This is a genomic window from Streptomyces sp. R11, from assembly GCF_041051905.1.
Taxonomy (GTDB): Bacteria; Actinomycetota; Actinomycetes; order Streptomycetales; family Streptomycetaceae; genus Streptomyces.
In genome coordinates this window covers 6,130,544-6,156,231 of the sequence record NZ_CP163432.1, presented here as the reverse complement: position 1 = coordinate 6,156,231, position 25,688 = coordinate 6,130,544, and the positions used below count along the sequence as shown (strand labels likewise).

Here is a 25,688-nt window from a genome sequence, read left to right as displayed (position 1 = left end):
GTTGGCGGGCAAGTTCCTCCGGCGCTTGCACCCGCCTTGTACGGCGGGCCGGTTGGACGTCTGGGGCAGGCGGTGGCAATATTCGCCGTCACGCCTTCCCGGAGCGCTCCATTCCATCCCAAATCAGACGCCTGACCTGCGAGTGTGCGCCCATTCAGCATCTCCTGCGACCCCTTCGTGACCCTTGTGAAGGGCTCGTGCAGACTGTCCGAATGCGAACAGAGCTTGTTTCGGAGCCCGGCGATCCGGCCCGCCCCAACGAGGACTTCGCGAGCGTCGGCCTTCCCGCCTCGGGACAGGGCGGCGTACTGGTGGCCCTGGATGGAGTGACCCCACCGAGGGGCGAGACGGGCTGTCTGCATTCCGTCCCCTGGTTCACCGCACGCCTCGGCGGAGCCCTGACCGAACTGACCGTTTCACTCCCTGATGTTCCGCTCACCGACGCCCTGGCCCGTGCAATCGCACGTACCGCCGAGGCTCACGCGCAAACCTGTGACCTTTCTCACCCACGCACCCCACAGGCCACAGTGGTTCTGGCCCGCTGGTCGGCGGACGCGCTGGAGTACCTGATCCTGTCCGACTCGGCCCTCCTGGTGGAGTCGGCCGACGGCGCGATCACCCCGTACCTGGACGACCGCCTGACCCGCCTCCCCCGCGCCTCCCTGGCCACGGACGCCCTGATCGACGCGCACATCCGCAACAAGGAGGGCGGCTTCTTCACGGCCGCCGCGGATCCGTCGGTGGCGGCGCGGGCGGTGACGGGGCTCCTGCCGCGCGGCGAGGTGCAGGCGCTGGCCGCGCTGACGGACGGGGCGACCCGGTGGGTGGAGAAGTTCCGCGAAGGTGACTGGGGGGACTGCTTCACCTTCGTACGCAAGGAGGGGGCGCAGGGGCTGGTGGACCGGGTACGGGCGCTGGAGCGGGCCGACGCGGAGGAGCGGACGTTTCTGGGGCGCAGCAAGACGCACGACGACGCGACGGTCGTGTACGTGCAGTGGTGAGCGGAGAACACGTCGAGCCGTGAGCATCGGATGCGGGGAGCCGTGAGTGGCGGACACGCGGGGGCGTGAGCGTCGGACACGCGGGGCGTGAGCGCGCAGCAGAACGCTCCGCCGGGTCTACTTCTCCATCCCCCGGTTCAACTGGTTCAGCAGCCGCGCCAGCTCCGCGACCTCACGCCGGTCCCAGTGGGAGAGCTGCGCGACGTAACGCTCCCGCCGCGCCTCGCGCACCTTGGCGACCCGGCCACGCCCCTCCTCCGTGAGGTGCACCAGCCACGCCCGTCCGTCGGCGGGGTCCGGCTCGCGGGCGACCAGGCCGAGGTCCTCCAGGGCGCGCAGCTGACGGGACATGGTGGCCTTGCCGACACCGATGTACGCGGCGAGTTCGGTGGCCCGCAGCCGCCCGGACTCATCCAGACGGACCAACAGGCCGTACGCCGCCGACTCCAGGTCCGGGTGGACCTCGCGGGCCATCTCGCCCTGCTTGGCCCGGGCGCGCCGGAACAGCACCGTCAACTCGCGTTCCAGATCGAGGAACTCGGGCCGGCCCGGACCACCACCGGACACTCCTCCGGCGGAGGCACCCCCGGGTTCGACTCGCGGCCCGTCGCCGTTTCCGTCTTCGTGCACGTCAGCCCCTGCCTCGAGTTTCCCGGTCCTGAAAGTTTCCGCCGAACGCCGTGATTGCCGCAGCTCCGCCAGTATTTCGCAGGAGTGGACCAACGGCAGCCTCCGGACCCCCTTCCACCTGCTCTTCTGCGCGCCTAGCGTCTGTGCCTGGGCCGTGACCCAGGCCCCGACTGGCATGCGCACGCCACAGACATGCGCGTTTCCCCACCGAGCGTCACCGAGCCTTCGGAGGCACGCTAATGCCCGTGCACAGACCCGAACCGCTCCGCCGCCGGCGCCCGCACCTCGCCGGGCTCCTGCTCGCCGCCGTCCTCTCCCTACTCCTCGCCGGCCATCCCTCTCCGGCCACCGCCGACGACACCCCGCCCCGTGGCTCCGCATACATGGGCATGGGCGTCCTCGCCCACGACGGCGAGGAGAGCCTCCCCGCCGATGTCCTGGCCGCCCAGACGGAAGGCGTGGACGTCTCCAGCCACCAGGGCGACGTCGCCTGGCCGACCCTGTGGAACAGCGGGGTCAAGTGGGCCTACGTGAAGGCCACCGAGGGGACCTACTACACCAACCCCTACTTCGCCCAGCAGTACAACGGCTCCTACGACGTCGGCATGATCCGCGGCGCCTACCACTTCGCCACCCCGGACACCACCAATGGCGCAACCCAGGCCAACTACTTCGTCGACCACGGCGGCGGCTGGTCCCGCGACGGCAGGACCCTGCCGGGCGCCCTCGACATCGAGTGGAACCCGTACGGCGACGCCTGTTACGGCAAGACCCCGGCCGCGATCGTCACCTGGATCCGCGACTTCGTGACCCAGTACAAGGCCCGCACCGGCCGTGACCCAGTCATCTACACGGCCACCAGCTGGTGGAAGCAGTGCACCGGCAACCACAGCGGCTTCGCCTCCGCCAATCCGCTGTGGATCGCGCGGTACGCCGCCGCCGTGGGCGAACTCCCGGCCGGCTGGAGCTACTACACGATGTGGCAGTACACGTCCTCCGGGCCGACCGTCGGCGACCACAACAGATTCAACGGAGCGTTGGACCGCCTCCAGGCTCTGGCGAACGGCTGAGCCAACCCACGCCCACATCCGCACCCGGCCACGGCGAAGGCCCGGGCCTCCCTCACGAGAACCCGGGCCTTGCCCATCCGGTCGCGTCCGTCACGCCGCGATCGGAACCTCCGGCGCCGCGCCGTTGGTGGCCGGCGACAGCGCCAGTTCCAGGACCTGGCGGACGTCGGTCACGGCGTGGACGTCGAGCTTGTCCAGCACCTCGGCCGGGACGTCGTCCAGGTCGGGCTCGTTGCGCTTGGGGATGATCACCGTGGTGACCCCGGCGCGGTGTGCCGCCAGCAGCTTCTGCTTCACGCCGCCGACGGGCAGCACCCGGCCCGTCAGCGAGACCTCACCCGTCATCGCCACGTCCGTGCGGACCAGCCGGCCGGACAGGAGCGATGCCAGCGCCGTCGTCATCGTGATGCCGGCGCTCGGGCCGTCCTTGGGGACCGCGCCCGCCGGGAAGTGGATGTGCACCCCCCGGTCCTTGAGGTCGGCGACCGGGAGCTCCAGTTCCGCGCCGCGCGAGCGGAGGAAGGACAGGGCGATCTGCGCGCTCTCCTTCATCACGTCACCCAGCTGGCCGGTCAGCGTCAGACCCGCCGCGCCCGTCTCCGGGTCGGCCAGCGACGCCTCGACGAAGAGGACGTCACCGCCCGCGCCCGTCACCGCCAGCCCGGTCGCCACGCCCGGCACGGCCGTACGGCGCTCCGCCGGGTCCTGGGCGGACTCGGGCACGTGGTGCGGCCGGCCGATCAGGCCGCGCAGGTCGCCGTCCTCGACGGTGAACGGCAGCTCACGCTCGCCCAGTTCGTGCTGTGCCGCCACCTTGCGCAGCAGCCTCGCGATGGACCGCTCCAGGTTGCGGACACCCGCCTCGCGCGTGTACTCGCCGGCGAGCTTGCGCAGGGCGCCCTCGTCGATGGCGACCTCGTCCTTGTTCAGACCCGCCCGCTCCAGCTGGCGCGGGAGCAGGTGGTCACGGGCGATGACGATCTTCTCGTCCTCGGTGTAGCCGTCGAGGCGGACCAGCTCCATACGGTCGAGCAGGGCCTCCGGGATGGCCTCCAGGACGTTGGCGGTGGCGAGGAAGACCACGTCCGACAGGTCCAGTTCCACTTCCAGGTAGTGGTCGCGGAAGGTGTGGTTCTGGGCCGGGTCCAGGACCTCGAGCAGGGCGGCCGCCGGGTCGCCCCGGAAGTCGGACCCCACCTTGTCGATCTCGTCCAGCAGCACCACCGGGTTCATCGACCCGGCCTCCTTGACGGCCCGCACGATCCGGCCGGGCAGCGCGCCGACGTACGTACGCCGGTGGCCGCGGATCTCCGCCTCGTCCCGTACGCCACCGAGGGCGACGCGGACGAACTTGCGGCCCATGGCGTGCGCTACGGACTCGCCGAGCGAGGTCTTGCCGACACCGGGCGGGCCGACCAGCGCCAGCACGGCACCGCCACGCCGCCCGCCGACGACACCGAGGCCGCGGTCGGTACGGCGCTTGCGCACCGCGAGGTACTCGGTGATGCGTTCCTTCACGTCCTCCAGACCGGCGTGCTCGGCGTCGAGAATCGCCTTGGCCCCCTGGATGTCGTACGCGTCCTCGGTCCGCTCGTTCCACGGCAGTTCGAGCACGGTGTCGAGCCAGGTCCGGATCCACGACCCCTCGGGCGACTGGTCGGAGGACCGCTCCAGCTTGTCGACCTCCTTGAGCGCGGCCTCGCGGACGTTCTCGGGGAGGTCGGCGGCCTCGACACGGGCGCGGTAGTCGTCGGACTCCTCGCCGTCCTGCTCGCCGTTGATTTCACGCAGTTCCTTGCGTACGGCCTCCAGCTGACGCCGCAGCAGGAACTCGCGCTGCTGCTTGTCGACGCCCTCCTGGACGTCCTTGGCGATGGTCTCGGCGACGTCCTGCTCGGCGAGGTGGTCGCGCAGCTGCTGGGTGGCGAGCTTGAGGCGGGCGACCGGGTCGGCGATCTCCAGGAGCGCCACCTTCTGCTCGGTGCTCAGGAAGGGCGAGTAACCGGAGTTGTCGGCGAGGGCGGAGACGTCGTCGATGGCCTGGACGCGGTCGACGACCTGCCAGGCGCCGCGCTTGCGCAGCCAGGCGGTGGCGAGGGCCTTGTACTCCTTCACCAGGTCGGCGACCTGTCCGGGCAGCGGCTCGGGCACGCTCTCGTCGAGGCGGGTCCCCTCGACCCACAATGCCGCACCCGGTCCGGTCGTCCCGGCGCCGATCTTCACTCGGCCGCGGCCGCGGATCAGGGCGCCCGGGTCGCCGTCGGCCAGCCGGCCGACCTGCTCGACGGTGCCGAGCACACCGGTGCTCGCGTACGTCCCGTCGATGCGTGGCACCAGCAGCACCCGTGGCTTTCCTGGCTGCGACCTCGCGGCGGCCTGAGCGGCCTCCACCGCGGCGCGCACGTCGGCGTCGTTCAGGTCCAGCGGGACCACCATTCCGGGCAGCACCACCTCGTCGTCGAGCGGCAGCACGGGCAGGGTGAGCGGTGTGGACGTCGAAGCCATGATCTCCCCTTCGGCAGTCAAGTTGAGTTATGCCGACTCAATGCACGGGGCGCTTCGAATGTTCCCCGGCCTCCGTTCGCTGTGAGCGATCACTTGCGCCGCAAGCCATGACCTCGACTTCTGTCAATCAACGGTGCCCGGGTCCTGATCCTTCCCGCACCGTCTCCGACCCCCCGGCGGCCTGCGCGCGGTCGGCATGCACGGCGCCGAGCCGGACCGGCTCATCGCGCGGCAGCGCGACTTGGACTGGTGGGTCGTGACCGGCCTTCCGCACCGGTACCGAGTGCGCGAGCCTGGTGGCGGGCCGGGATGTCTACCGCGCGCCGGTCGCCACCCGCGCGTGTGGCCGCCCGGGGCCGGCTGAGTCCGCCTGGCGCCACCCGCGCACGACGGGCCACATCGCGATCCCGATGGCCAGGGCGAGCAGATGCCCCCAATTGGTGAGCGGATCGGTGAGATTGACGAGGTCCTGGATCAGCATCCCGCCGAACAGCGCCGGCACCGGCCACCGCAGCCACGGCCGAAGCAGCCCGCTCAGCGCGCCGATGCTCGTGGCGACGCCGAAGCTGACCCCGTAGTCGAGGCGGTGCAGCGAGCTGTCGGGAAGGTGGCCGAGCAGCACGGCGAGCCCCACCGGGACCTCGGTCGCGAGGGTGGCCAGGACATGCCCGGTCAGGAAGACGACGGCCGAGCGCATGCCGCCGATCCGTCGCTCCAGCGCGGTGAGCACCACCAGGAAGGCAAGCGTGTACGGCGTCACGAATCCGCCCGCGATCCACAGCGCGCTGGCGAGCAGCACCGTCACTGGCGTGCCCACGAGGTGCGCCACGTCGGTGCTGGAGCCCTGGTGCAGGGAGTGGACGAGGGCGGGGTCGGCGTATCTGGCGACGAGCGAGGTGACGGCCAGGACGGCGGCGTAGGCGAGGGTGAACGGCGTGCCGGTGGGGGTGGGGAGCAGACGCCAGGGGCGGCCGAGGCGGGACAGGGGCGCGGAGGCATCACCGGGGCTCGGCGCGGTCGTCGCCGTCGCGCCCAGGCGCCCGCGCTGCCGCGGCATCCCGTCCAGCAGCTCGGCCACTTCGGGCAGACCCGCCTCGCCGGGCACGGGAGCCGGGCCCGGCACGCCCCCAGCCGCAGTCCGTTCCAAGGTGAGGCACCCCTTCCGCTTCCCCCACCCTTCGTCCGCGACCCACCCATGTCTGTGACCGGCGCCACAAGAAGACCGATTCTCAGCTACCTCTCAACAAGCCCCCAGCCCCGTTCCCCCCATCGAGGGACCCTCGGCCCACTCACCCCCGAGGAGAAACTTTCAGCACCCACCACGCGGGCCTGCCAGGATGGCCCGATGCCCACTTCGTACGACATCCCCGAAGTCCTGGACCGTCGCGAAGGCCCGCACGGTGAGGTCGTGCTGCGGCGACACGGTGAGCTGCTCCAGATCATCGCGAACGGCTGCTTCCTGATGGACACCTCCGACGGCCGCTCGGAACGGCTGCTCGTCGACGCGGCACTCGGAGCGCTGGACGGACGGCCGGAGCCTCACCTGCTGATCGGCGGGCTCGGAGTGGGGTTCTCGCTCGCACATGCCGCCGCCGATCCCCGTCCGGGGCGGATCACCGTCGTGGAGCGCGAGAGCGCGATTATCGGCTGGCATCTTGACGGACCCTTGTCGCACTTCTCCGCCCGCGCCCTGGCCGATCCGCGCACCGAGATTTTGGAAACGGATCTCGTGGCGCACGTACATGAGACTTCCGCCACGTATGACGCCCTCTGCCTCGACATCGACAACGGACCCGGCTGGACTGTCACCGAGGGCAATGACAGCCTCTACTCACCGGCCGGACTGGCAGGCTGCGCAGGGGCGTTGAGGCCCGGCGGGGTGCTCGCCGTATGGTCCGCACAGCCATCACCGGAATTCGAAGAAACCTTGCGTAATGCCGGATTCCAACAGGTGCGTACCGAAGAGATCCCCGTTGCCCGGGGCGTTCCGGACGTCGTACACCTCGCCGTACGACCTGGATAGCCGTGGCGCGGTGACTCCCCGTACTCTGCTCACCTGACGCGGATCATTCAAGCGTCAATCGCAAGCATGAGCAGGCATAGCCAGTTAGCGGGATCACCCCACGGATTCCGGAAAGCAACTTTGGGGCGGGCGATGGAGCAGACACACACCTCCCACAACGGCACGGCGGCGACCCCGGGCGCTCAGCGCCGGGTCCTCGTGGTCGAGGACGATCCGACCATCGTGGATGCCATCGCGGCCCGCCTGCGCGCCGAGGGTTTCCTCGTGCAGACCGCGGGCGACGGTCCGGCGGCGGTCGACACGGCCGAGGCGTGGCAGCCCGACCTGCTGATCCTCGACATCATGCTGCCGGGCTTCGACGGCCTGGAGGTATGCCGCCGGGTGCAGGCCCAGCGGCCGGTGCCGGTGCTGATGCTGACCGCGCGGGACGACGAGACCGACATGCTCGTCGGGCTCGGTGTCGGCGCCGACGACTACATGACCAAGCCGTTCTCGATGCGGGAGCTGGCGGCACGCGTGCATGTGCTGTTGCGCCGCGTCGAGCGGGCGGCGCTGGCCGCGACGACTCCGCGGTCGGGCATCCTGCGGCTCGGCGAGCTGGAGATCGACCACGCGCAGCGACGGGTGCGGGTGCGCAGTGAGGATGTTCACCTCACGCCCACCGAGTTCGACCTCCTGGTGTGCCTGGCGAACACCCCGCGCGCGGTGCTCTCCCGTGAGCAGCTGCTCGCCGAGGTGTGGGACTGGGCGGACGCCTCCGGCACCCGCACCGTCGACAGCCACATCAAGGCGCTGCGCCGGAAGATCGGCGCCGAACGGATCCGTACGGTGCACGGCGTGGGCTACGCCCTGGAGACGCCGACGCCATGAGCGACGGACCGGCCGCACGGAGAGGCCCCGGGGAGCCCTGGGGCGGCGTACGTCCGTTCTCGATCAAGACCAAGCTGGGCGCGCTGGTCATCATCGCGGTGCTGATCACCACCGGCCTGTCGATGATCGCGGTGCGCACGCAGACGGAGCTGCGCTTCATCACGGTCTTCTCGATGATCGCCACACTGCTCATTACGCAGTTCGTGGCCCATTCGCTCACCGCGCCGCTGGACGAGATGAACGCGGTGGCCCGGTCCATCTCGCACGGCGACTACACCCGCCGGGTGCGTGAGAACCGCCGCGACGAGCTGGGCGACCTGGCCGGGACGATCAACCTCATGGCCGACGAGCTGGAGGCCCAGGACCAGCAGCGCAAGGAGCTGGTGGCGAACGTCTCGCACGAGCTGCGCACCCCGATCGCGGGCCTGCGGGCCGTCCTGGAGAACGTGGTCGACGGCATCGCCGAGGCCGACCCCGAGACCATGCGCACCGCGCTGAAGCAGACCGAGCGGCTCGGCCGGCTCGTGGAGACCCTCCTGGACCTGTCCCGCCTGGACAACGGCGTCGTACCGCTGCGCATGCGGCGCTTCGAGGTGTGGCCGTACCTGTCCGGCGTGCTCAAGGAGGCCAACATGGTGTCCTCGGCGCGCGGGGGCATGGCGTCGGGCTCCGGCAGCCACACCCGTACGGACGTCCATCTGCACCTCGACGTCTCCCCGCCGGAGCTGACGGGGCACGCCGACCCCGAGCGCATCCACCAGGTCGTCGCCAACCTCATCGACAACGCGATCAAGCACAGCCCGCCGCACGGCCGCGTGACGGTCAAGGCGCGGCGCGGGGTGCCGCCGGAGTCGCTGGTGCTGGAGGTCCTGGACGAGGGGCCGGGAATTCCGAAGGCGGACTGGCACAAGGTCTTCGAGCGCTTCAACCGCGGCGCCGTCCGCCGGCCGCACGGGCCGGGCAGCGACGGAGGCACCGGTCTGGGTCTGGCGATCGCGCGCTGGGCCGTCGATCTGCACGGCGGCCGGATCGGGGTGGCCGAATCCGAGCGGGGTTGCCGGATTCTTGTCACACTTCCCGGGCAGCCTTCCGAACCAAGTTGACGTAAAGTTCGAAGCGGAGCATCAAGATCCACGTGCGTCCTGCCTGACGGACACGTGTGATCAGGTACGGACCTGCGCTTTCGGCGCGCCAGGTCGAGATCTCGTGGTCCCATCTGCGGTCATCCGAAGCGGAACCACGCTTGTTTCCCGCCATTTCCGGGCCCGAAACACGCTTTCCGATGTGACTTACACGACGATGACCTTGCTCAGCCTGACCTTCTCGGCCATGGAGGCGTAGCCTTTATTCCCGCTGTCCATCACCTTGTGAAGCGGAAGAGGGCGGTTGCCGCCGTGTCGCCACAGTCCCCCAGTAACTCGAGCATCTCGACCGACACCGACCAAGCGGGCAAGAACCCCGCGGCCGCGTTCGGGCCGAACGAGTGGCTCGTCGACGAGATCTATCAGCAGTACCTCCAGGACCCGAATTCCGTAGACCGTGCCTGGTGGGACTTCTTCGCCGACTACAAGCCGGGAGCGCCTGCCGCCTCGGCTCCGGCGGGTACCGCGGCCACGGGGGCCGCGGGAACCACCAGCACGGCTCCGGCGGCCCCCGCCGCCCCGGCTGCTCCGGCCGCTCCGTCGGTCCCCGCGCCGGCCCCTGCGGCCCCGAAGCCCGCTGCCGCCGCGCCCGCCGCTGCGGCCCCGGCTCCGGCTGCGTCGAAGCCCGCCGCGCCGGCCCCGGCCGCGAAGCCCGCTCAGCCGAAGAAGGCCGAGCCCGCCGCCGCTGCCGCCGACGGTCCCGAGTTCGTGACGCTGCGCGGCCCGTCCGCCGCCGTCGCGAAGAACATGAACGCCTCGCTGGAGCTGCCGACCGCCACCTCGGTCCGCGCGGTCCCGGTGAAGCTGCTGTTCGACAACCGCATCGTCATCAACAACCACCTGAAGCGCGCCCGGGGCGGGAAGATCTCCTTCACGCACCTGATCGGCTACGCGATGGTGCAGGCCATCAAGGCCATGCCGTCGATGAACTACGCGTTCGGCGAGAAGGACGGCAAGCCGACGCTGATCAAGCCGGCGCACGTCAACCTCGGTCTCGCCATCGACCTGGTCAAGCCGAACGGCGACCGCCAACTGGTCGTCGCGGCGATCAAGAAGGCCGAGACGCTGAACTTCTTCGAGTTCTGGCAGGCCTACGAGGACATCGTCCGCCGCGCCCGCGACGGCAAGCTGACGATGGACGACTTCTCCGGCGTCACGGTCTCCCTGACCAACCCGGGCGGCCTCGGCACGGTCCACTCCGTGCCGCGTCTGATGCCCGGCCAGTCCGTGATCATGGGCGTCGGCTCCATGGACTACCCGGCGGAGTTCCAGGGCACCTCCCAGGACACCCTGAACAAGCTCGGCATCTCGAAGGTCATGACGCTCACGTCGACCTACGACCACCGGGTCATCCAGGGCGCCGCCTCCGGCGAGTTCCTCCGTCAGGTCGCGAACCTCCTGCTCGGCGAGAACAACTTCTACGACGAGATCTTCGAGTCGCTGCGCATCCCCTACGAGCCGGTCCGCTGGCTCAAGGACATCGACGCCAGCCACGACGACGACGTCACGAAGGCCGCCCGCGTCTTCGAGCTGATCCACTCCTACCGGGTCCGCGGCCACGTCATGGCCGACACCGACCCGCTGGAGTACCAGCAGCGCAAGCACCCCGACCTGGACATCACCGAGCACGGCCTCACGCTCTGGGACCTGGAGCGCGAGTTCGCGGTCGGCGGCTTCTCCGGCAAGTCCCTGATGAAGCTGCGCGACATCCTCGGCGTGCTGCGCGACTCGTACTGCCGCACCACCGGCATCGAGTTCATGCACATCCAGGACCCCAAGCAGCGCAAGTGGATCCAGGACCGCATCGAGCGCCCGCACACCAAGCCGGAGCGCGAGGAGCAGCTGCGCATCCTGCGCCGGCTGAACGCGGCGGAGGCCTTCGAGACCTTCCTGCAGACGAAGTACGTCGGCCAGAAGCGCTTCAGCCTGGAGGGCGGCGAGTCCGTCATCCCGCTGCTGGACGCGGTCCTCGACTCGGCCGCCGAGTCGCGCCTGGACGAGGTCGTCATCGGCATGGCCCACCGCGGCCGGCTGAACGTGCTCGCGAACATCGTCGGCAAGTCGTACGCGCAGATCTTCCGCGAGTTCGAGGGCAACCTCGACCCGAAGTCGATGCACGGCTCCGGCGACGTGAAGTACCACCTGGGCGCCGAGGGCACCTTCACGGGCCTGGACGGCGAGCAGATCAAGGTCTCGCTCACCGCCAACCCCTCCCATCTGGAGGCGGTCGACCCGGTCCTGGAGGGCGTCGCGCGCGCCAAGCAGGACATCATCAACAAGGGCGGCACGGACTTCACGGTCCTGCCCGTCGCCCTGCACGGTGACGCGGCCTTCGCGGGCCAGGGCGTCGTGGCCGAGACCCTCAACATGTCGCAGCTGCGCGGTTACCGCACCGGCGGCACGGTCCACATCGTCATCAACAACCAGGTCGGCTTCACTGCGGCGCCCGAGTCCTCGCGCTCCTCCATGTACTCGACCGACGTGGCCCGGATGATCGAGGCCCCGATCTTCCACGTCAACGGCGACGACCCCGAGGCGGTCGTCCGCGTTGCCCGCCTGGCCTTCGAGTTCCGCCAGGCGTTCAACAAGGACGTCGTGATCGACCTCATCTGCTACCGCCGCCGCGGTCACAACGAGTCGGACAACCCGGCCTTCACCCAGCCTCTGATGTACGACCTGATCGACAAGAAGCGCTCGGTGCGCAAGCTCTACACCGAGTCCCTCATCGGTCGCGGCGACATCACCCTGGAAGAGGCCGAGCAGGCCCTGCAGGACTACCAGGGCCAGCTGGAGAAGGTCTTCACGGAGGTCCGCGAGGCCACCTCGCAGCCGACCGTCGCGGAGCCCTCCGACCCGCAGGCCGAGTTCCCGGTGGCCGTCAACACGGCGATCACCACGGAGACCGTCAAGCGGATCGCCGAGTCCCAGGTCAACATCCCCGACCACATCACCGTCCACCCGCGTCTGCTGCCGCAGCTGCAGCGCCGGGCGTCGATGGTCGAGGACGGCACCATCGACTGGGGCATGGGCGAGACCCTCGCGGTCGGCTCCCTCCTTCTGGACGGCGTCCCGGTCCGACTGGCCGGCCAGGACTCGCAGCGCGGTACGTTCGGCCAGCGTCACGCGGTGATCATCGACCGCGAGACGGGCGAGGAGTACACGCCACTGCAGTACCTCTCCGAGGACCAGGCGCGGCTGAACGTCTACAACTCCCTGCTGTCCGAGTACGCGGCCATGGGCTTCGAGTACGGCTACTCGCTGGCCCGCCCGGACGCGCTCGTGATGTGGGAGGCCCAGTTCGGCGACTTCGTCAACGGCGCCCAGACGGTCGTGGACGAGTTCATCTCGTCGGCGGAGCAGAAGTGGGCGCAGACGTCCGGCGTGGTTCTGCTCCTCCCCCACGGCTACGAGGGCCAGGGCCCGGACCACTCGTCCGCCCGCCCGGAGCGCTTCCTCCAGCTGTGCGCGCAGAACAACATGACGGTCGCGATGCCGACGTCCCCGTCGAACTACTTCCACCTCCTGCGGTGGCAGTCGCACAACCCGCACCACAAGCCGCTGGTCGTCTTCACCCCGAAGTCGATGCTGCGCCTGAAGGCCGCCGCCTCCAAGGCGGAGGAGTTCACGACCGGGCAGTTCCAGCCGGTCATCGGCGACGCGTCGGTCGACCCGGCCGCGGTCAAGAAGGTCGTCTTCTGCGCCGGCAAGGTCTACTACGACATCGAGGCCGAGCGGAAGAAGCGCGGCGTCACGGACACGGCGATCATCCGCATCGAGCGCCTGTACCCGCTGCCGGGTACCGAGCTCCAGGCCGAGATCGCCAAGTACCCGAACGCCGAGAAGTACCTGTGGGCCCAGGAGGAGCCGGCGAACCAGGGTGCGTGGCCGTTCATCGCGCTCAACCTGATCGACCACCTGGACCTCGCGGTCGGCGCCGACGTCCCGCACGGCGAGCGTCTGCGCCGCATCTCGCGTCCGCACTCCTCGTCCCCGGCCGTCGGTTCCGCCAAGCGGCACCAGGCGGAGCAGGAGCAGCTGGTGCGTGAGGTGTTCGAGGCCTGAGCCCCGGAGGCCCGACCCTCTGCACGGGTCCGATCGGAAGGCCCGGCTCCGAGTCCACGCGACTCGGAGCCGGGCCTTCCGGCGTTTACGGTCAACTGGCCTGCCGTGCGACTAGATTGAGTGACGGACACGCTGAACCGACCCGTTCGCAAGGCGGGTTGTGACCCACGGGGGAACGAATGGCCGAGCTGCTGCGGATCGCCATGGACGACGAGGACGGCTCGGCGCAACTGGTCGTGGAGGTCGAGGACGACGAGCCCGGCATGGTCCGCGCCTCCCGCGTCGGCGACCGTATGCGCGAGGCCTCCGTGTCCCTGGAGGAGGCCCTGGCCCCCATCAGACGGGCCGCCGAGACCACCCTGCGCACCTTCCAAGCGGCCCAGCCCACCACGGTGGAGCTGGAGTTCGGCGTGAAGCTGAACGCGAGCGCGGGCGCGGTGCTGACCAAGGCAGGGGTAGAGGGACATCTCGTCGTGAAGCTCGGCTGGCAGAAGCAGGACTCCGGCGCGTGAGCTGTCCTGGCAGGACATATCCTCACTGCATGTACTTCACCGACCGAGGCATCGAAGAACTGGAGAAGCGGCGCGGCGAGGAGGAGATCACCTTCGAGTGGCTGGCCGAGCAGCTGCGCACCTTCGTCGACCTGAACCCCGACTTCGAGGTACCGGTGGAGCGGCTGGCGACGTGGCTGGCCCGGCTGGACGACGAGGACGACGACGTCTAGGCGACGACCAGGGGGGCGGCCGGCCCTCCGGGTGTGAGCGGTCCGTTCTCGCGGGCCGTCCCGTCGGACGCCCTCCTGCGTGGACGCCTTGCCGCGGGGCAGCCTTCGGTTGTACGGCCGCCCGTGCGTTCGCCGGTCCCCGGAGCCAGGGCACGCCGCAGTAGGGCCGACGGACAGCGACGACCGACGGCATCGGAGAGCCCTCAGCCCAGTGGTCGCACCCATCGCCATGGGCCCTCCTCCAGCGACGTACACCGCCGCCACTCTCCTCACGCTCCCGCTGCCGCCGAACCACCGCCGTGCGGACCTCGCACCATGGCCGTGCACGCGCCTCCTCCCTGCGGTGAGAGCACTGTCACCTCACCCGCCTCGACTCAGCAGCCGACGAGGCCAGACCGAACCACCGCCTCCCGAACCTCGCACGACCGCCGCAGCCCCCTCCGGCCCCCGGCCACCCCAGCGTCGCCCTCCCCGACCGAGCCGCCGACGAGGCATCCCTGCGCGAGCCCCGCACCACCACCGCAGCCCCCACTCCGCCCCGCGACCAGACCACCGTCACCCACCTCGATCAAGCCACCGACGAAGCCGAGCCGCCCCCCCCCCCCCCCCCCCCCCCCCCCCCCCCCCCCCCCCCCCCCCCCCCGGACCTCCCACCACCGCCGCAGCGGCTGCCCTCCCACGCCCGCGCCTAGCCAGCGTCACCCTCACCGGTCCGGCCGCCGACGGGGCACCCCTGCACGGACCCCGCACCACCGCCGCAAACCCCACAGCAGGCGCCACACCACCGCCGCTCGCCCCTCAGCCCAGCCGCCGCACCCCCCTCGCTCGCCCCCAGCCGCTCAACCAGCCGCCCCACAACCACCCCAGCCCGTCAGTCCAGCGGCCGCACCGCCTCGTACGCCAGCCCCAGCACACCGTGGGCCAACAGGACCGTGCCCGCCGCGAGCCAACCGCCGCTGTGGTGCCGTAGGCCCCAGGCCGCGAGGGGCAGGCCGGTCGCGATCTGGGTCAGGGCGAGGGCGCGGGCCTTGGGGCCGCCGGCCCAGGGGAGCCAGGGGCCGAGGCGGCCGCCCTCGACGGCGTCGAGTTCCGCGCGGAAGGCTTCGCGCCGGCCCCACCACTCGATGAGGCGGATGTGCGGCTGGGCGCGGGCGGCCGCGTCGAGGCTGTCGGCGCTTTCGCCGGGCGCGAGGCCGTCCGGCAGGGACACGCCTGCGCGCGTGAGGACGGCGACCAGTCCGCGCAGGCGTGCCCGCGCGTCTACCTCAGGGTCGGGGCGCGTCAGCTCGTCGAGGGACTGCATGTCCAGGACCGGATCGAGGCCGAGCCGGCCCGCGAAGGTGCGCATGGCCTCGTCCTCGCCGACCGGGGTGCCGTTGGCGAGCCAGACGTAGCCGACGGGGCGGCGGAAGCCGGACGCGAGGGTGTATCCGGCGCGGTCGGCGTCCCACCACAGGGCGAGGACGGGCCAGGGCGCGCCGACGGCGAGGGCGGTGGCCCAGCCGGTGAGGACGCGGTCGATCGGTTCGTCGCCCTCCAGCCAGGGCCGCCCCTCGGGCACGAGCACGCTCCACTCCCCGCCGGCCGGCGCGAGCAGCATGTCCTCGCGCAGCAGCCGGGCGACGGGGCCGACGGACTCGGGGTCCGCGCGGCAGAGCAGCAGGGCGCCCGGGGCGGGACGGGCCTGGCGAGCGACGCTGGACTCTTCCGTCGGCATGCCAACACGCTAGGCCGATTTGTCCACCTCGCGTGACTTGTGATCACCAGAACGAGTGCCTTGACTTTCCCCGCCCGCGATATATCGTGTTTAGCAGGAGACGCGATATGGCGTGTCATTGCTCATTGTTCAGGTCCGTCCCGGCCCGCGCGGCCGCGTCCGGTCGCCCAGGAGGTCCGCACCATGTCCGAGTGGTCCGTAGCAGAGCCCAGGAAGCTCACCTTCGACGAGCCGGTGAGCGAGCTCCATGTGCGCATCGTCAACGGAACGGTGAACGTCGTGGGCACGGACGAAGGTTCCGCCCGCCTGCAGGTCTCCGAGATCGAAGGACCGCCCTTGGTGGTGACCCAGGAGGGCGGCACCCTGTCGGTGGCGTACGAGGACCTGCCCTGGAAGGGCTTCCTCAAGTGGCTCGACCGCAAGGGCTGGCGCCGCAGCGCGGTGGTCTCCCTCGCGGTGCCGGCCGACACGCGCGTCGAGGTGGGTGTGGTCGGCGCCGGGGCAGTGGTCTCCGGAATCCAGGGCCCGTCGGTGGTCAAGGGCGTCACCGGGGACACCACACTCGTCGCCCTGTCCGGCCCGGTCCGCGCCGACACGGTCTCCGGGAACCTGGAGGCCCAGGCCGTCACCGGCGACCTCCGCTTCAACTCCGTCTCCGGCGACCTCACGGTCGTGGAGGGCTCGGGTTCCTCCGTGAAGGCCGACTCGGTCAGCGGCTCCATGATCGTCGACCTCGACCCGGATGGCCCGACCGACGTCCGGCTGACCAGCGTCTCCGGCGAGATCGCCATCCGCCTGCCGGCCCCGGCGGACGCGGACGTGGAGGCCAACACCGCGAGCGGCACGATCTCCAACGCCTTCGAGGGCCTCCGGGTCCACGGCCAGTGGGGCGCCCACAAGATCACCGGCCGCCTGGGCGCAGGCACCGGCAAGCTCCGGGCGACGACGGTCTCCGGCTCGATCGCACTGCTGCGCCGCCCGCCGCGGGAGGAGGAGCCGTGGGAGGCGGAGGCCTGGGAGGACCCCGAGCCCACGACGGACAGGACCCCGACGACGGACAAGCCCCGGACGACGGAGAAGGCCCCGCCGACAGACACTGCGCCGACGACGGCCCCGCTGAGCGACACTCACCACAGCCCGGGGGACAATTCCGTCTCCGGCCAGGGCGATGAACCGACCGACGCCCCGCCCCACGCCCCGGCCGACGGCACGACCGACAAGAAGGTGCTCTGACATGCCCCCCGTCTTCGCCCACGGCCGCCTCCGCCTGTACCTGCTGAAGCTGCTGGACGAGGCCCCGCGCCATGGCTACGAGGTGATCCGCCTCCTCGAAGAGCGCTTCCAGGGGCTGTACGCGCCGTCGGCCGGCACCGTCTACCCCCGCCTCGCCAAGCTTGAGGCCGAGGGCCTGGTCACCCACACCACCGAGGGCGGCCGCAAGGTCTACGCCATCACCGACGCCGGCCGCGCCGAACTGGCCGACCGCAGCGGCGAGCTGGTCGACCTGGAGCTGGAGATCAGGGAGTCGGTCGCCGAACTCGCCGCCGAGATCCGGGCCGATGTGCGCGGCGCGGCGGGCGACCTGCGCCGCGAGATGCGGGCAGCCGCAACCGAGGCCCGCACGGGCACGTCCGCCAAGACGGACACCCCTTTCGGCGACTTCTCCGACTACACCGACAAGGAGGCGTGGCGCGCCGCCAAGGACGAGATGCGCCGCGCCAAGCAGGAGTGGAAGGAACAGGCCCGGCGCGCCAAGGACGAGAGCCGCCGGGCCCGCGAGGAGGCCCAGCGCGCCCGACGCCAGGCCAAGGAGGCCCAGGACCGCGCCCGCGCCCAGGCCCAGGAGGAGGTCCAGCGCATCGCCCGCCGGGTGCAGGAACACGTACAGGACCACTTCGCGCGCGGCGACTGGCCGACGGGCGTACGGGAGGGCCTGACCGAACTGGCCAAGGAGTTCGGCGACTTCGGCAAGGACTACGGCAAGGGATTCGGCAGGGACTTCGGCTTCGGCCGCCCGGGCACCCCCAAGTCGGCACAGCAGCCCCCCGACTACTCCGACACCCCCGAGGACTTCCCCGCCGACTACGAACCCGCCTGGGCCCACGAGTCCCCCACCGACGACCCGGCCCGCGACCTCGACCGCCTGCTCGACCGCTTCCGCGACGACATCCGAGACGCGGCAAGGGATCACGGCGTGACCCCGGACCAACTCCGCGACACCCGCCGCCACTTGTCGACGGCGGCAGCACACATCGGAGCGCTACTGCGCACACCGAAGCCCTGACGCCACGCCCCTGGGCAGTACGGCGCCCACTTCAGCGGCACCGCACTGCCCAGGCAGGCCGGCCCAGGAGCCCCCGCACCCCCGCCCAGCGGCACAGCAGGCGGGTTTCCCCGCCCTTCCCCCTCCCCCTCCTCACCCGGCCCTGGCCTCTCCCACTCCCCCTCCTCCCAGCACCCGGATCACGGCCTCATACGTCACCCCGTGATCGGCGAGGACCTCGGCGGGCACGCCGGGGCGGCTGGTCAGGGCGAGGAGGATGTGCTCGTCGCCGATGTGCCGGTCCCGGCGCGCGACGGCGATGCGCAGCGACCGCTCCAGCACGTCCTTGGCCTCCCGGCTGAAGGAGCGGCGCCCCGACCACCACCCCGTGTCCTTCCGGTCCCCGGACATCGCCCCGACACCATGGACCTCCTCGACCCGGGCGACGATCTCCCCCACATCGATCCCCAACCCGGCCAGCGCGTCTGCTTCGGCCTGCGAAAGCCCACCCCGCCGCCGAGCCTCCCCCAACGCCAGCCGCGCGGGCTCCAACCACTCCCCACCGGCGAGCGCCGCAAGCGCGAACGAGGCCCGGCTCCCCTCCCGATCGAGCAGGGCGAGCAGCATGTGCTCGGCGTCGACGGTCTGCGCGCCTGCCCTCTCGGCGTGCTCAACGGCCCCGGTGACCACGGCACGGGCATCCTTCGTGAACCGCTCGAACATCAACGCCTCCCGTACTTCTTGTGCACGGCCTGCCTGCTGACCCCGAGTTCCGCGGCGATCTCCTGCCACGACCACCCCTGATTGCGCGCACTTCGCACCTGCACGGCCTCCAGTTGCTCCAGCAGCCGGCGCAGTGCCGCAACGGCCCGTAGCCCGACCCGAGGATCACGATCGCCCGCACGCGCGGCAAGATCTGTTGCTTCGGTCATACCGTCAACGTAAGTTGACACACCGCGACCCGTCAACCCCCGTTGACAGACCGGCCAACAAAACGGCGGGCCCGAGGCAAAGCCCCGAACCCGCCGCAAGCCGCAGGTGCCGTACTCCGAACTATCCGTTGGTGAGCACGATCTTCCCGAACTGCTCCCCCGACTGCATCCGCTCGAAGCCCTCACGGGCCCGATCCATGGGAAGCACCTCATCGATCACGGGACGCACACCGGTGGCGGCACAGAAGGAGAGCAGATCCTCGAGCTCGTCCTTGGTCCCCATCGTGGAGCCGACGATCTTCAACTCCAGGAAGAAGATCCGGGTGAGCTCGGCATGCGAGGGCCGATCACCACTGGTCGCACCCGAGATGACAAGCGTGCCCCCGGGCTTCAGCGACTTGACGGAGTGCGACCACGTGGCGGCACCCACGGTCTCGATCACGGCATCGACCCGCTGCGGCAGCCGAGCCCCCGACTCCACGGCCTCCACGGCCCCCAGCTCCAGGGCCCGCTTCCGCTTGGCCTCATCCCGGCTGGTGGCGAAGACACGCAGCCCAGCGGCCTTCCCGAGCACGATGGCGGCGGTGGCGACGCCACCCCCGGCCCCCTGCACCAGCACGGAGTCCCCGGGCCGTACCCCCGCGTTGGTGAACAGCATCCGATACGCGGTCAACCAGGCGGTCGGCAGACAGGCGGCCTCGGCGAACGAGAGCTCCTTGGGCTTCGGCAGCACGTTCCAGGTCGGCACGGCGACCTGCTCCGCAAACGTCCCCTGATACCGCTCGGTGAGAATGGAACGAGGCTCCTTGGGACCCACCCCGTGCCCGCTCTGTCCGATCACGGAGTGCAGGACGACCTCGTTGCCGTCCTCGTCGATCCCGGCGGCATCACAGCCGAGGATCATCGGCAGCCGGTCCTCGGGCAGCCCCACCCCCCGCAGTGACCAGAGGTCGTGATGGTTGAGGGAAGCGGCCTTGACGTTGACGGCACTCCAGCCGGGACGGACCTCGGGGGCCGGCCGCTCCCCCAACTCCAATCCGGAGAGCGGCTGGTCGCGGTCGATTCGGGCGGCGTAGACAGCGAACATGACCTTGACGATAGGCTCCGCCGCCGACCGGCGGAACCACGACGCCCTGTGAGACACACCCTCTTGCCAAGGCCCACGGGTCGGCGCAGGCCTGGACCGGAACCCCTGCCCACCCGAACGGCCGCCCCGACCCCAGGGCAAGGAAATGGCCCCGCCCAGCCGGACGGGGCCATTCACTCAACGGCACATCAGCGCCGCGCAACACCTTCCGCCCGCGCCGCGGCGGCAACGGCCGCCGTAACGGCCGGAGCGACGCGCTCGTCGAACGGCGAGGGGATGACGTAGTCCGCGGCCAGGTCGTCCCCGACGACCGACGCCAGCGCCTCGGCCGCCGCGATCTTCATGCCCTCGGTGATCCGGGACGCCCGGACCTGAAGCGCTCCGGCGAAGATCCCCGGGAACGCGAGCACGTTGTTGATCTGGTTCGGGAAGTCCGACCGCCCGGTGGCAACGACCGCCGCGTACTTGTGCGCGACATCGGGGTGCACCTCGGGATTCGGGTTGGCCATGGCGAAAACGAACGCGCCCTCGGCCATGGAGGCGACAGCCTCCTCCGGCACCGTGCCACCGGAAACCCCGATGAACACGTCCGCGCCCTCCAGCGCCGCCTCCAGCGACCCGGTGATCCCGGCCTTGTTCGTGAACCCGGCCAGCTCCCGCTTGACCGACGTCAGGTCGTCCCGATCGGCGGAGACCACACCCTTGCGGTCCGCCACGGCGACGTCCCCGATCCCGGCCTCGACCAGCATCTTCGCGATGGCGACACCAGCCGCGCCCGCCCCCGAGATGACGGCTCGCAGATCCCCGAGCCCCTTCCCGGTCAGCCGCGCGGCGTTCCGCAGCGCAGCCAGCGTCACGACAGCCGTACCGTGCTGGTCGTCGTGGAAGATCGGAATGTCCAGCCGCTCCTGCAGCTTCCGCTCGATCTCGAAGCACCGAGGCGCCGAGATGTCCTCCAGGTTCACACCACCGAAGGACGGCGCGAGGCGGACCACGGTCTCGACGATCTCGTCGACGCCCGTGCAGTCGAGCGCGATCGGCACCGCGTCGACACCACCGAACTGCTTGAAAAGAATCGCCTTCCCCTCCATCACCGGAAGGGAGGCCTCAGGCCCGATGTCCCCGAGCCCCAGCACAGCCGTGCCGTCGGTCACGACGGCCACGACGGACGACTTCCACGTGTAGTCGTGCACGAGCTCCGGCTGCTCGGCAATCGCGCTGCACACCTTCGCGACGCCGGGCGTGTACGCCAGGGACAGGTCGTCCTTGTCGCGGACCGGCACGGTGGCCTGCACAGCCATCTTGCCGCCACGATGCAGCGCGAAGGCCGGATCGAAGGAATCGAGGGGTTCGACCCCACCGTCCTGATCGGTATTGCCTCCGCCGCGAGGATTGACGATCTCCGCTGCCACTTTGTCTGACCCCTTAAGTGTTCATGGTTTGAGGGTGGAACCACTCCTGGTGAGAAGTGGGCGGGACCGCGTATGGCCCTGCTCGTTGATACGTACGACGTACGACGTACGGACCCATACGCGACGGCGCGCCGCACACGCGCCACGAGCCCCGGATGAGGGGTGTAAAGAACCTTCTTACCGGACGGACCGCGCCGCCGACGAGTCCAATACGTGCAAGATCACATGACGGGCACGGAAACACCCGCACGCAGGGACACGAATCAGACACGACCCGACGGCGACACCAGTGTGATTCGTGGTCAAATAAGTGGACAATCGACATCAAAAGACGCGAAGAACAACCGGCGGCCATAAAGCCCGCGCACAGCTGGTCCATGTCCCGGGATACACCGAAGATCTTCCGGCCGGAACGGCAGATTCCCGCAGAAGGTGCGGTCAGGATGTACCGACCTGAGGCGGTTCGGGGGTAACCCGTTATCCGATTTTGACATCGCGAGCGCCCTGAATGCCTAAGTCCGAATGGCAAGATGCCGTAATCACACGAGGTCGCGACACTCGAAGGCGTGTGCTCTCGTCGGCCTATGAAACCAAGGCACCTGCCGAGTCCCGGCGGGCGCCCGCCCCATCGGCAACTCCACCCATCCGCCGGAGGAACCCACCATGACCGCAAGTACCACCCGTCGTACGACCGCCACGCGCTCCCGGTTGGCAGCGGTCGGCTCGATCGCGGTCGCAGGCGCCCTGATTCTCACCGGTTGCGGTGACCAGACGAGTGACGGCGGCAGCGAGGGCACCAACGAGACGGGGAACGCCAACAGCGCCCCGCTCTTCTCCAAGCTGCCCAAGGAGATCCAGGACGCCGGCGTCATCAAGGCGGGCACGAACGCCGAGTACGCCCCGATGGAGTTCCAGGAGGGCGGCAAGATCGTCGGCGTCGACCCCGACATCGCCGCGGCCCTGGGCGAGAAGCTGGGCGTGAAGGTCCAGTTCACCTCCGGCTCCTTCGACGGCCTGATCACCGCCCTGAACTCCGGCCGCTACGACATCGCCATGTCCTCCATCACGGACACTCCGCAGCGCCAGGAGGGCCTGGACGACAAGGGCAAGAAGCTCGGCCCGGGTGTCGACTTCGTCGACTACTTCACGGCCGGCACCGCCGTGTACGTGCAGAAGGGCAACCCGAAGAAGATCAACTCGATCGAGGACCTCTGCGGTCAGACGGCGGCCGTGCAGCGCGGTACGACGTACGAGAAGGCGCTGCAGACCCAGTCCAAGGCCTGCACGGACGACGGCAAGAAGAAGATCAACATCGAGTCGTTCGAGAACGACACCGAGGCCCAGACCCGTGTGAAGTCGGGCGGCGCCGTCGCCGGCGTGAACGACTACCCGGTGGCCGTGGACCTGGCCCGCAAGTCCGGTGGCGGCAACGACTTCGAGGTCGTCGGCGAGCAGGTCGACGCCGGTCCGTTCGGCATCGCGGTGAACAAGGACAACAAGGAGCTCACCGCTGCCCTCGAAGAGGCCGTCAACGCCATCATCGAGGACGGCACGTACGAGGAGATCCTCAAGAAGTGGGGCGCCGAGTCCGGCGCGATCGACAAGGCCGCGATCAACGGCGGCAAGTGACCGTCCCGGGCAAGACTGAAGGGCAGTCACAGTGACTGACAAGTTCGACAAGGAGCCGGCCGACGCGAAGCCGTCGGCCGCCGTCTCCAAGGAGGGCGGGGCCCTCCCGCCCGAGGCGATCAAGGCCATCCCGGTCAGGCACTACGGCCGCTGGGTCAGCGCCGTCGTCGTGCTGGCCCTGGTGGGCCTGCTCGTCAACGCGTTCGCCAGCGCCGAGAAGATCCAGTGGAGCGCCGTCGGCGACTACGTCTTCGACTCCACAGTCCTCGCCGGCGCCGGCCGCACCCTGCTGATCAGCGTCCTCGCGATGGTCATGGGCGTGGTCCTCGGCGTGATCCTGGCCGTGATGCGCCTGTCCAAGAACCCGGTGACGAGCTGGGTGGCCTGGGTCTACATCTGGTTCTTCCGCGGCACGCCGGTCTACGTCCAGCTGCTGCTGTGGTTCAACCTGGCGCTGATCTTCCCCGTGCTGGATCTCGGTCCGATCTACAAGGACGAGATGGTCGACGTCATGACCCCGTTCATGGCCGCCCTGCTGGGGCTGGGCCTGAACGAGGCGGCGTACATGGCGGAGATCTGCCGCGCCGGTCTGATGGCCGTCGACGAGGGCCAGACCGAGGCGTCGCACGCGCTCGGCATGAGCCACGCGAAGACCCTGCGCCGCATCGTGATCCCGCAGGCGATGCGGGTGATCGTGCCGCCGACCGGCAACGAGTTCATCAACATGTTGAAGACCTCGTCGCTGGTGTACGCGGTGACGTACAACGAACTGCTGCGCGCCACCTCCACCATCGGCTCCACGTCGTACGCCGTGATGGAGATGCTGTTCGTGGCGTGCATCTGGTACCTGGTCATGACCAGCGTGTTCAGCGTCTTCCAGTACTACCTGGAGCGCCGTTACGCCCGTGGCTCGCTGCGGAACCTGCCGCCGACTCCGTGGCAGAAGATCAAGGTCAACCTGATGGCCTTCAGCAGCGAGAGGGGCGTGTGAGATGACCGCCATGGTGAAGGCCGAGGGCGTCCACAAGTCCTTCGGTCCCGTACAGGTCCTCAAGGGCATCGACCTGGAGGTGAAGACCGGCGAGGTGTTCTGCCTCATCGGCCCCTCCGGCTCCGGCAAGTCGACGTTCCTGCGGTGCATCAACCACCTGGAGAAGATCAACGCCGGTCGGCTGTACGTCGAGGGTGAGCTGGTCGGCTACCGCCAGAAGGGCGACAAGCTGTACGAGCTCAAGGACAGCGAGGTCGCACAGCAGCGGCGGGACATCGGCATGGTGTTCCAGCGGTTCAACCTGTTCCCGCACATGACGGCGCAGGAGAACGTCATGGAGGCGCCCATCCAGGTCAAGGGCGTGGGCCGGAACGAGGCCAAGGAGCGCGCCCGGGAGCTGCTGGACCGCGTCGGCCTGGCCGACAAGGCCGGCAGCTACCCCTCGCAGCTCTCCGGGGGCCAGCAGCAGCGCGTCGCCATCGCCCGGGCGCTGGCGATGGACCCGAAGCTGATGCTCTTCGACGAGCCCACCTCCGCCCTCGACCCGGAGCTGGTCGGCGACGTCCTCGACGTCATGCGCGACCTCGCCGAGTCCGGCATGACGATGGTCGTCGTCACCCACGAGATGGGCTTCGCCCGCGAGGTCGGCGACAGCCTGGTCTTCATGGACGGCGGCGTGGTCGTCGAGTCGGGCGACCCGCGCGAGGTCCTGACCAACCCGCAGCACGAGCGGACGCAGGCGTTCCTGTCCAAGGTGCTCTGACGGTCGGTCGCAGGTGGCCGTAGGTGAAGGGGCGGTACGGGATTCCCGTACCGCCCCTCCCTCATGCCACGGGCCCGGCGCTACTTGAGAGCCAGCAGCAGCGTGTCCGACGGCGAGCACCACACCGGCCGGGCCTCCCCGAAGCCCTTCTCGCGCAGTACGCGCGCGTGCCACTCGACGGACGGCATGTCGCCCTCGGCGTGCTCGCCGTAGATCTCGAAGCGTCGTGCCGTGGGTTCGGCGAGGACCGGGTCCTTCGCCGCCAGCTGCCACCACTCGGCCCAGTCCAGGGCGCCGTCCGCCTTGGCCTGATCCATACGGGCGTGGCGCTGCGCGCGCTCCGCGGCGTTGATGCGGGGCGTCGAGTCGTCGATCATGTGGTCCGCGTTCATGAAGACACCGCCGTCGCGGACGAGCTCCGCGACCTGACCGTAGAGGGCCGCGAGGGGTTCACGGTGCAGCCAGTGCAGGGCCGTAGCGGTCAGGACGGCGTCGTACGAGTCGTACGGCAGCCTCGCCGGCCAGTCCGGGTCCTTGAGGTCGGCAGTGACCAGGGAGACCCGCTCGTCGGTCGCGAAGGTGCCCTCGGCGATGGCGAGGAGCGCCGGGTCGAGGTCGACGCCGGTGCTGGTGGCCTGCGGGAACCGCGCAAGGAGCCGGGCCGTGATGGTCCCCGTGCCGCAGGCGAGATCGAGCACGCGCGGGGCAGGGCCGACGAGGGCCTCGACCATGTCGAGCATGAGCCGGAAACGCTCCTCACGGTCGGGCATGTACCACTCCTGCTGCCGGTCCCAGCTCTCCTGCCAGGCGGCCCAGTCGGTGCCGGTCGTGGTGATGTCCGTGTCCGTCATCGAACCCTCCATCGCG

General features: G+C 70.0%; 22 protein-coding genes. 13 read left to right on the top strand and 9 right to left on the bottom strand.

The genetic code is table 11. The features are described 5' to 3' along the window. Positions 1 to 212 precede the first annotated feature (212 nt). Positions 213 to 1,001, top strand: coding sequence for a protein phosphatase 2C domain-containing protein (locus tag AB5J55_RS28580; protein WP_369273373.1), 789 nt, complete (start codon positions 213 to 215; stop codon positions 999 to 1,001). Between the two features lie 117 nt (positions 1,002 to 1,118). Here AB5J55_RS28580 and AB5J55_RS28575 read toward each other — a convergent pair whose 3' ends face one another. Beyond that, positions 1,119 to 1,631, bottom strand: a complete 513-nt coding sequence (locus tag AB5J55_RS28575) for a MarR family winged helix-turn-helix transcriptional regulator (protein ID WP_369273372.1) — start codon at positions 1,629 to 1,631, stop codon at positions 1,119 to 1,121. 239 nt (positions 1,632 to 1,870) lie between these two features. On the opposite strand from AB5J55_RS28575, the gene AB5J55_RS28570 reads away from it, so the two are divergent. Then, positions 1,871 to 2,701 carry a lysozyme gene (locus tag AB5J55_RS28570; protein ID WP_369273371.1) on the top strand — a complete coding sequence of 277 codons (831 nt, stop codon included), beginning with the start codon at positions 1,871 to 1,873 and terminating at the stop codon, positions 2,699 to 2,701. Positions 2,702 to 2,791: 90 nt separating this feature from the next. On the opposite strand, the gene lon is transcribed toward AB5J55_RS28570, so the two are convergent. Both lon and AB5J55_RS28560 read right to left on the bottom strand, forming a co-directional pair. Further along, positions 2,792 to 5,206 carry an endopeptidase La gene (gene lon, locus AB5J55_RS28565; protein ID WP_369273370.1) on the bottom strand — a complete coding sequence of 805 codons (2,415 nt, stop codon included), beginning with the start codon at positions 5,204 to 5,206 and terminating at the stop codon, positions 2,792 to 2,794. 313 nt (positions 5,207 to 5,519) lie between these two features. After that, positions 5,520 to 6,353 (bottom strand): rhomboid-like protein, encoded by an 834-nt coding sequence (locus AB5J55_RS28560; RefSeq protein WP_369273369.1) that lies wholly within the window; start codon positions 6,351 to 6,353, stop codon positions 5,520 to 5,522. A 198-nt stretch (positions 6,354 to 6,551) separates the two neighbouring features. On the opposite strand from AB5J55_RS28560, the gene AB5J55_RS28555 reads away from it, so the two are divergent. The 6 genes from AB5J55_RS28555 to AB5J55_RS28530 all read left to right on the top strand — a co-directional run bounded on the left by AB5J55_RS28555 (position 6,552) and on the right by AB5J55_RS28530 (position 14,027). Then, the gene (locus AB5J55_RS28555) at positions 6,552 to 7,229 is read left to right on the top strand and encodes a spermidine synthase (protein WP_369273368.1); all 678 of its coding nucleotides are present in this window, start codon (positions 6,552 to 6,554) and stop codon (positions 7,227 to 7,229) included. Positions 7,230 to 7,361: 132 nt separating this feature from the next. Further along, positions 7,362 to 8,099, top strand: coding sequence for a response regulator transcription factor (locus AB5J55_RS28550; protein ID WP_003997964.1), 738 nt, complete (start codon positions 7,362 to 7,364; stop codon positions 8,097 to 8,099). After that, positions 8,096 to 9,202 (top strand): sensor histidine kinase, encoded by a 1,107-nt coding sequence (locus tag AB5J55_RS28545; protein ID WP_369273367.1) that lies wholly within the window; start codon positions 8,096 to 8,098, stop codon positions 9,200 to 9,202. The genes AB5J55_RS28550 and AB5J55_RS28545 overlap by 4 nt, the downstream gene beginning before the upstream one ends. Positions 9,203 to 9,493: 291 nt before the next feature. Further along, positions 9,494 to 13,303, top strand: a complete 3,810-nt coding sequence (locus AB5J55_RS28540; protein WP_369273366.1) for a multifunctional oxoglutarate decarboxylase/oxoglutarate dehydrogenase thiamine pyrophosphate-binding subunit/dihydrolipoyllysine-residue succinyltransferase subunit — start codon at positions 9,494 to 9,496, stop codon at positions 13,301 to 13,303. Between the two features lie 179 nt (positions 13,304 to 13,482). Next, the gene (locus tag AB5J55_RS28535; RefSeq protein ID WP_369273365.1) at positions 13,483 to 13,815 is read left to right on the top strand and encodes a CU044_2847 family protein; all 333 of its coding nucleotides are present in this window, start codon (positions 13,483 to 13,485) and stop codon (positions 13,813 to 13,815) included. A 29-nt stretch (positions 13,816 to 13,844) separates the two neighbouring features. Further along, a complete protein-coding gene (locus AB5J55_RS28530) occupies positions 13,845 to 14,027 on the top strand; it encodes a DUF6104 family protein (protein WP_003997970.1) in 183 nt (60 codons plus the stop codon). A gap of 871 nt (positions 14,028 to 14,898) precedes the next feature. On the opposite strand, the gene AB5J55_RS28525 is transcribed toward AB5J55_RS28530, so the two are convergent. Continuing rightward, positions 14,899 to 15,744 (bottom strand): hypothetical protein, encoded by an 846-nt coding sequence (locus AB5J55_RS28525; RefSeq protein ID WP_369273364.1) that lies wholly within the window; start codon positions 15,742 to 15,744, stop codon positions 14,899 to 14,901. 183 nt (positions 15,745 to 15,927) lie between these two features. Here AB5J55_RS28525 and AB5J55_RS28520 point away from each other — a divergent pair, with 183 nt between their 5' ends. Beyond that, positions 15,928 to 16,977: a DUF4097 domain-containing protein gene (locus AB5J55_RS28520; protein ID WP_369273363.1), complete on the top strand. Its 1,050-nt coding sequence runs from the start codon at positions 15,928 to 15,930 to the stop codon at positions 16,975 to 16,977. 1 nt (position 16,978) lies between these two features. After that, positions 16,979 to 18,028, top strand: coding sequence for a helix-turn-helix transcriptional regulator (locus AB5J55_RS28515; protein ID WP_369273362.1), 1,050 nt, complete (start codon positions 16,979 to 16,981; stop codon positions 18,026 to 18,028). Positions 18,029 to 18,160: 132 nt separating this feature from the next. Here AB5J55_RS28515 and AB5J55_RS28510 read toward each other — a convergent pair whose 3' ends face one another. The 4 genes from AB5J55_RS28510 to AB5J55_RS28495 form a co-directional block, all read right to left on the bottom strand. Beyond that, positions 18,161 to 18,730, bottom strand: coding sequence for a Clp protease N-terminal domain-containing protein (locus AB5J55_RS28510; protein ID WP_369273361.1), 570 nt, complete (start codon positions 18,728 to 18,730; stop codon positions 18,161 to 18,163). Next, positions 18,730 to 18,939 (bottom strand): HTH domain-containing protein, encoded by a 210-nt coding sequence (locus tag AB5J55_RS28505; protein ID WP_039651429.1) that lies wholly within the window; start codon positions 18,937 to 18,939, stop codon positions 18,730 to 18,732. The genes AB5J55_RS28510 and AB5J55_RS28505 overlap by 1 nt, the downstream gene beginning before the upstream one ends. A gap of 121 nt (positions 18,940 to 19,060) precedes the next feature. Next, positions 19,061 to 20,026, bottom strand: a complete 966-nt coding sequence (locus AB5J55_RS28500; RefSeq protein ID WP_369273360.1) for a zinc-binding dehydrogenase — start codon at positions 20,024 to 20,026, stop codon at positions 19,061 to 19,063. 188 nt (positions 20,027 to 20,214) lie between these two features. Further along, the gene (locus tag AB5J55_RS28495; RefSeq protein WP_328423525.1) at positions 20,215 to 21,438 is read right to left on the bottom strand and encodes an NADP-dependent malic enzyme; all 1,224 of its coding nucleotides are present in this window, start codon (positions 21,436 to 21,438) and stop codon (positions 20,215 to 20,217) included. A 663-nt stretch (positions 21,439 to 22,101) separates the two neighbouring features. Between AB5J55_RS28495 and AB5J55_RS28490 the strand changes: the two genes are divergently transcribed. The 3 genes from AB5J55_RS28490 to AB5J55_RS28480 are packed head-to-tail and all read left to right on the top strand — an operon-like array spanning position 22,102 to position 24,821. Then, positions 22,102 to 23,067 (top strand): ABC transporter substrate-binding protein, encoded by a 966-nt coding sequence (locus AB5J55_RS28490; protein WP_369273359.1) that lies wholly within the window; start codon positions 22,102 to 22,104, stop codon positions 23,065 to 23,067. 31 nt (positions 23,068 to 23,098) lie between these two features. Further along, entirely contained in the window at positions 23,099 to 24,058 is a 960-nt protein-coding gene (locus AB5J55_RS28485) for an amino acid ABC transporter permease (RefSeq protein WP_369273358.1), read from the top strand. A 1-nt stretch (position 24,059) separates the two neighbouring features. Beyond that, on the top strand, positions 24,060 to 24,821 hold the full coding sequence (locus AB5J55_RS28480; RefSeq protein WP_369273357.1) for an amino acid ABC transporter ATP-binding protein: 762 nt from the start codon (positions 24,060 to 24,062) through the stop codon (positions 24,819 to 24,821). An 80-nt stretch (positions 24,822 to 24,901) separates the two neighbouring features. Here the strand turns inward: AB5J55_RS28480 and AB5J55_RS28475 are convergent, their stop codons facing one another. Further along, entirely contained in the window at positions 24,902 to 25,672 is a 771-nt protein-coding gene (locus AB5J55_RS28475) for a trans-aconitate 2-methyltransferase (protein ID WP_369273356.1), read from the bottom strand. Between the last annotated feature and the right edge of the window lie 16 nt (positions 25,673 to 25,688).

Bases quoted from the DNA above. Each gene is read 5' to 3' on its own strand.
- AB5J55_RS28535 (WP_369273365.1), top strand. From the start codon at position 13,483: ATGGCCGAGCTGCTGCGGATCGCCATGGACGACGAGGACGGCTCGGCG.
- AB5J55_RS28480 (WP_369273357.1), top strand. From the start codon at position 24,060: ATGACCGCCATGGTGAAGGCCGAGGGCGTCCACAAGTCCTTCGGTCCC.
- AB5J55_RS28550 (WP_003997964.1), top strand. From the start codon at position 7,362: ATGGAGCAGACACACACCTCCCACAACGGCACGGCGGCGACCCCGGGC.
- lon (WP_369273370.1), bottom strand. From the start codon at position 5,206: ATGGCTTCGACGTCCACACCGCTCACCCTGCCCGTGCTGCCGCTCGAC.
- AB5J55_RS28525 (WP_369273364.1), bottom strand. From the start codon at position 15,744: ATGCCGACGGAAGAGTCCAGCGTCGCTCGCCAGGCCCGTCCCGCCCCG.
- AB5J55_RS28515 (WP_369273362.1), top strand. From the start codon at position 16,979: ATGCCCCCCGTCTTCGCCCACGGCCGCCTCCGCCTGTACCTGCTGAAG.
- AB5J55_RS28490 (WP_369273359.1), top strand. From the start codon at position 22,102: ATGACCGCAAGTACCACCCGTCGTACGACCGCCACGCGCTCCCGGTTG.
- AB5J55_RS28555 (WP_369273368.1), top strand. From the start codon at position 6,552: ATGCCCACTTCGTACGACATCCCCGAAGTCCTGGACCGTCGCGAAGGC.
- AB5J55_RS28505 (WP_039651429.1), bottom strand. From the start codon at position 18,939: ATGACCGAAGCAACAGATCTTGCCGCGCGTGCGGGCGATCGTGATCCT.
- AB5J55_RS28475 (WP_369273356.1), bottom strand. From the start codon at position 25,672: ATGACGGACACGGACATCACCACGACCGGCACCGACTGGGCCGCCTGG.
- AB5J55_RS28570 (WP_369273371.1), top strand. From the start codon at position 1,871: ATGCCCGTGCACAGACCCGAACCGCTCCGCCGCCGGCGCCCGCACCTC.
- AB5J55_RS28580 (WP_369273373.1), top strand. From the start codon at position 213: ATGCGAACAGAGCTTGTTTCGGAGCCCGGCGATCCGGCCCGCCCCAAC.
- AB5J55_RS28545 (WP_369273367.1), top strand. From the start codon at position 8,096: ATGAGCGACGGACCGGCCGCACGGAGAGGCCCCGGGGAGCCCTGGGGC.
- AB5J55_RS28520 (WP_369273363.1), top strand. From the start codon at position 15,928: ATGTCCGAGTGGTCCGTAGCAGAGCCCAGGAAGCTCACCTTCGACGAG.
- AB5J55_RS28500 (WP_369273360.1), bottom strand. From the start codon at position 20,026: ATGTTCGCTGTCTACGCCGCCCGAATCGACCGCGACCAGCCGCTCTCC.
- AB5J55_RS28510 (WP_369273361.1), bottom strand. From the start codon at position 18,730: ATGTTCGAGCGGTTCACGAAGGATGCCCGTGCCGTGGTCACCGGGGCC.
- AB5J55_RS28530 (WP_003997970.1), top strand. From the start codon at position 13,845: ATGTACTTCACCGACCGAGGCATCGAAGAACTGGAGAAGCGGCGCGGC.